Annotated in this window: 4 protein-coding genes and 3 pseudogenes; 5 read left to right on the forward strand and 2 right to left on the reverse strand. The window is 38.7% G+C overall.

What is annotated here, in order from left to right; translation table 11 throughout:
* The 3 genes and pseudogenes from B3X18_RS02960 to B3X18_RS02970 all read left to right on the forward strand — a co-directional run.
* Window positions 1-606, forward strand: a 606-nt coding sequence (locus B3X18_RS02960; protein ID WP_286935125.1) for a multicopper oxidase domain-containing protein, incomplete at its 5' end; no start/stop codon positions are given.
* Window positions 593-1513, forward strand: coding sequence for a copper resistance protein B (locus B3X18_RS02965; protein WP_034671284.1), 921 nt, complete (start codon window positions 593-595; stop codon window positions 1511-1513). The genes B3X18_RS02960 and B3X18_RS02965, both read left to right, overlap by 14 nt.
* 23 nt (window positions 1514-1536) lie before the next feature.
* Window positions 1537-1734: pseudogene (locus B3X18_RS02970) on the forward strand (hypothetical protein); the annotation flags it as partial.
* 16 nt (window positions 1735-1750) lie between these two features.
* Here B3X18_RS02970 and B3X18_RS02975 read toward each other — a convergent pair.
* Window positions 1751-1943: pseudogene (locus B3X18_RS02975) on the reverse strand (DDE-type integrase/transposase/recombinase); the annotation flags it as partial.
* Between B3X18_RS02975 and B3X18_RS02980 the strand changes: the two are divergent.
* Together B3X18_RS02980 and B3X18_RS02985 are read left to right on the forward strand one after the other, a co-directional pair.
* Window positions 1926-2111 (forward strand): annotated as a pseudogene (locus B3X18_RS02980) (NAD(P)H-dependent oxidoreductase); the annotation flags it as partial. The pseudogenes B3X18_RS02975 and B3X18_RS02980 sit on opposite strands and share 18 nt — an antisense overlap.
* A gap of 62 nt (window positions 2112-2173) precedes the next feature.
* Window positions 2174-2878: an IS6-like element IS1007 family transposase gene (locus tag B3X18_RS02985; RefSeq protein ID WP_005105861.1), complete on the forward strand. Its 705-nt coding sequence runs from the start codon at window positions 2174-2176 to the stop codon at window positions 2876-2878.
* 133 nt (window positions 2879-3011) lie between these two features.
* On the opposite strand, the gene B3X18_RS02990 is transcribed toward B3X18_RS02985, so the two are convergent.
* Entirely contained in the window at window positions 3012-3341 is a 330-nt protein-coding gene (locus B3X18_RS02990; protein WP_016804323.1) for a four-helix bundle copper-binding protein, read from the reverse strand.
* Window positions 3342-3514 lie beyond the last annotated feature (173 nt).

Consider the following 3514-nt stretch of genomic DNA (forward strand, 5'->3'; position numbering starts at 1 on the left):
AAAGGTATGGATCATGATATGCCGATGAATAGCGCTACTGTTAAGGCGGCTTCAGACAAGAATGATAATACCGTATTTGGATGGGCAAATGCTTCAACACCTGAAGGTAATAAAGCATTGCAATATAGTGATTTGCAATCGTTAGATCCTCAAAAAGACACTCGTGCAGCTGAACGTGAAATAGAGATCCGTCTTGGTGGAAACATGGAGCGTTATATTTGGACAATAAATGGTAAAAAATTTAATGAAGCCGACCCACTAGTGGTGAAGTATGGTGAACGTATTCGCTTAAAATTTGTCAATGACAGTATGATGGCTCACCCAATGCACTTACATGGCATGTTTATGCAGCTTGAGAATGGTCAGGATCCAAGCAATATGCCAAACAAACATACGGTAATTGTTCCACCTGGGAAAACGATAACCACTCTACTCACAGCTGATGAGTTAGGTGAGTGGGCTATTCATTGTCACCTGCTTTACCATATGAGTGCAGGAATGATGAATAAACTCATTGTAGCTCAAGTGGAAGATGGTAATTCTACAAAGACTGTTCCTCAGTCCCAAGTAAATGAGAAGGGAGTAAATCCACATGCACATCACTAATAATTTGTTTTCAAAAACAACTTTGATGATTGCGCTATTTGGATTATCAAATCTAACGTTCGCTAAAAATGAAACTCCTGTACAAGACAGTAATATTACAAAAAATATGAAAATTCTTTTACAGGAATCTGGAGGATTAAAGTATTCCCTTCAAGAGCGTTATCCAGAATATTATTCAATGGAAAATGCGGATATGGGGGATAAGAGTGTCCAGATTGCGCTTGAGAACTCTAACTCACCTCATGACAATCATCTTAAAGAACATGGTGGACAAATTTATCAAACGACAAAATTTGAAAATGAATGGATGGTTGATGAAGACGGTAAGGGCAACCTAGGAACAAAGTTTGAAACTTTAATTGGAACAGATGAAAATCGTCTATTTATTGAAGCCAATTCGGAAAAGTCAGAAAGTAATGATCCAAAATATGCTGTATCAGCACTTTATAGCCGTAACGTAGCCCCATTTTGGGATGTACAAGCTGGGGTAAGATATAGTGAAGATAAAAATAACAGCAGCAGCGATCGAGTGGATGGGGTTATTGGTATATTAGGTCTAGCTCCTTATTTCTTTGAAACACAAGCATATCTTTATGGCGGTGAGAATAATTTTTGGGGAGCAAGTTTTGAATTAGAACGTGATTTGCTTTTAACTCAGAAACTTATTACTCAACCTTATATCGAAGCAGATGTAATATTTAGCGATGATTCTAACTATGCTGCAAAATCAGGTTTATCAGAACTAAAAACTGGTATCAAAACCCGATATGAGATTACTAAGCGAATTAAACCTTTCATTGATGTTGCTTACCAATATGAAAAAGGACAGAAAGCCACTTCTATGCAAGAGGCAACAGAGTCTGAAAAGGGATGGAAATATGGTGCAGGCATCGAATTAGTTTTTTAAAATAGTATGATTTGGATTCATGAATGGTAGCTTCGGCTACTATTCATGAATTATTACTATTTATTTTCGAATCTGTAAAACTAAAAAAGCTTAATTTTTGGTCTATTTTTATGCAGTGGTTAAAAACATGCTTATCGCTGTTTTTATCGTTTGCTATTCTTTTAGTAGGATCGGCTGCTACTACTTCATCTGTACATCATCGGTGTTTAATGCCATCTGAATAGATGCATGTGGCATAGCCGTCTTCATCGATTTGAATCCTAAAGTGGCCCTAATGATCCGCTTTAGCTTGCCATGATTACATTCGATCACGTTATTTTTATACTTAACCTGCCTGTGCTCAAGATCTGGTGGACATTTTCTTTCCCATTTTAACCGTGACAAAGCACCTCCATATGTGTGCTTTATCTGTATCTATCACTTGTGGGGCCTTCCTTTGCCAGAAGATGCGGATACTGAGCATCCAAAAGTAAAAGAACTGCATGAGCTTCTTGCATAGTCTGAAGGTATGGTCTGGTGTTCACCTGAACGTCATGGTTCTATGAGTTCCATTTTTAAATCACAAATAGACTGGATTCCACTTGCAGGAGGAGCAATCGGCACTGTTGCAAATAACCACGAATGGTAAGCTGAAGACTGTTTTAGCTAAAGGTGCAGCATATGAATCCTTTCCATGGTCGGCATTTTCAGGGCGAAATCATTCTTTGGGCTGTGCGCTGGTATTGTAAATATGGCATTAGCTATCGTGAACTGCAGGAAATGCTGGCCGAACGGGGTGTGAATGTTGATCACACGACTATTTACCGTTGGGTTCAACGTTATGCTCCTGAAATAGAAAAACGTTTACGCTGGTATTGGCGTAATCCTACAGATCGACATTTATGGCATCTGGATGAAACTTACGTAAAAGTGAATGGCAAATGGGCATATCTATACCGTGCAGTTGACCAACGTGGCCATACTCTTGATTTCTATCTTTCTGCTAGACGAAATACCCATTCAGCTTATTGTTTTCTTGGTAAAATTTTGAATCATGTCAAAAAATGGCAGATTCCACGAGTCATAAACACTGATAAGGCTCATACCTATGACCGTGCTTTGTCGCGACTAAAACAGGAAGGAAAGTGTCCTGAAGACCTGGACCATCGACAGATTAAATACAAGAATAACGTGATTGAATGTGATCATGGCAAGCTCAAACGGATCATCAAGGCTACGTTGGGATTCAAGTCTATGAAAACGGCTTATGCCACAATTAAAGGAATTGAGGTTATGCGTGCTCTACGCAAAGGACAAGCTTCATTATTTTATAACGGTAATATTCTAGGAGAAGTTTGGCTAGTAAATAGAGTTTTCGGTCTCTAAGCTTTTTTGAAGGGAAAATCATCGACTCAGATCCCTATTGCAACAGTGCCGTTGTTAGTGGTTTGACCCACTAACAACTAACACGTTGGCTATTCATTGAGTAAATCCTAAACTCAACTAATTCTTTTATTTATCAGACAACCATTTTTCGACATTCGACGGCACATTCACGGCAAGCATCAGCACATTGCTGGCAGTGTTGATGCTCATGTTGGCTACATTCATCTGCACAGTATTCACAAGCCTTGGCACAAAGCTCACAAATTTCTTTCATAAAAGGAGATTCTTTTTGCTGCATACGAGCACAGAGCTGACAAATATCTGCACAATCTAGACAACGCTGAATACATTCTCGCATCATCTCCAGATTTTCTTCTTTTAGACAGGCATTTGCACAACTGGCACAGGTAAGGGAACAGCTCATACATGCCTTTGCGCAATCTGAAAATTGGATATCGTTCATCATACTTACCTAAAGTCACTTGATTTAGGAATAAGCTAATCAAAAAAAAAGATATACACTAGGACGATTAGGTAAGGGAAAGTAAAATAGTCATAGATTTTGTTAAATGGTTTTAGATGCTGGCTTTGAGTGATTTAGCTGCTCATGTATTCAGGCACTGTTGCAAATAGGCT

Source organism: Acinetobacter sp. UBA6571, assembly GCF_002434085.1.
Taxonomy (GTDB): Bacteria; Pseudomonadota; Gammaproteobacteria; order Pseudomonadales; family Moraxellaceae; genus Acinetobacter; species Acinetobacter radioresistens.

Excerpts from the sequence above, each read along its gene's own strand:
- B3X18_RS02985 (WP_005105861.1), top strand. The coding sequence starts at position 2,174 with ATGAATCCTTTCCATGGTCGGCATTTTCAGGGCGAAATCATTCTTTGG.
- B3X18_RS02965 (WP_034671284.1), top strand. The coding sequence starts at position 593 with ATGCACATCACTAATAATTTGTTTTCAAAAACAACTTTGATGATTGCG.
- B3X18_RS02990 (WP_016804323.1), bottom strand. The coding sequence starts at position 3,341 with ATGAACGATATCCAATTTTCAGATTGCGCAAAGGCATGTATGAGCTGT.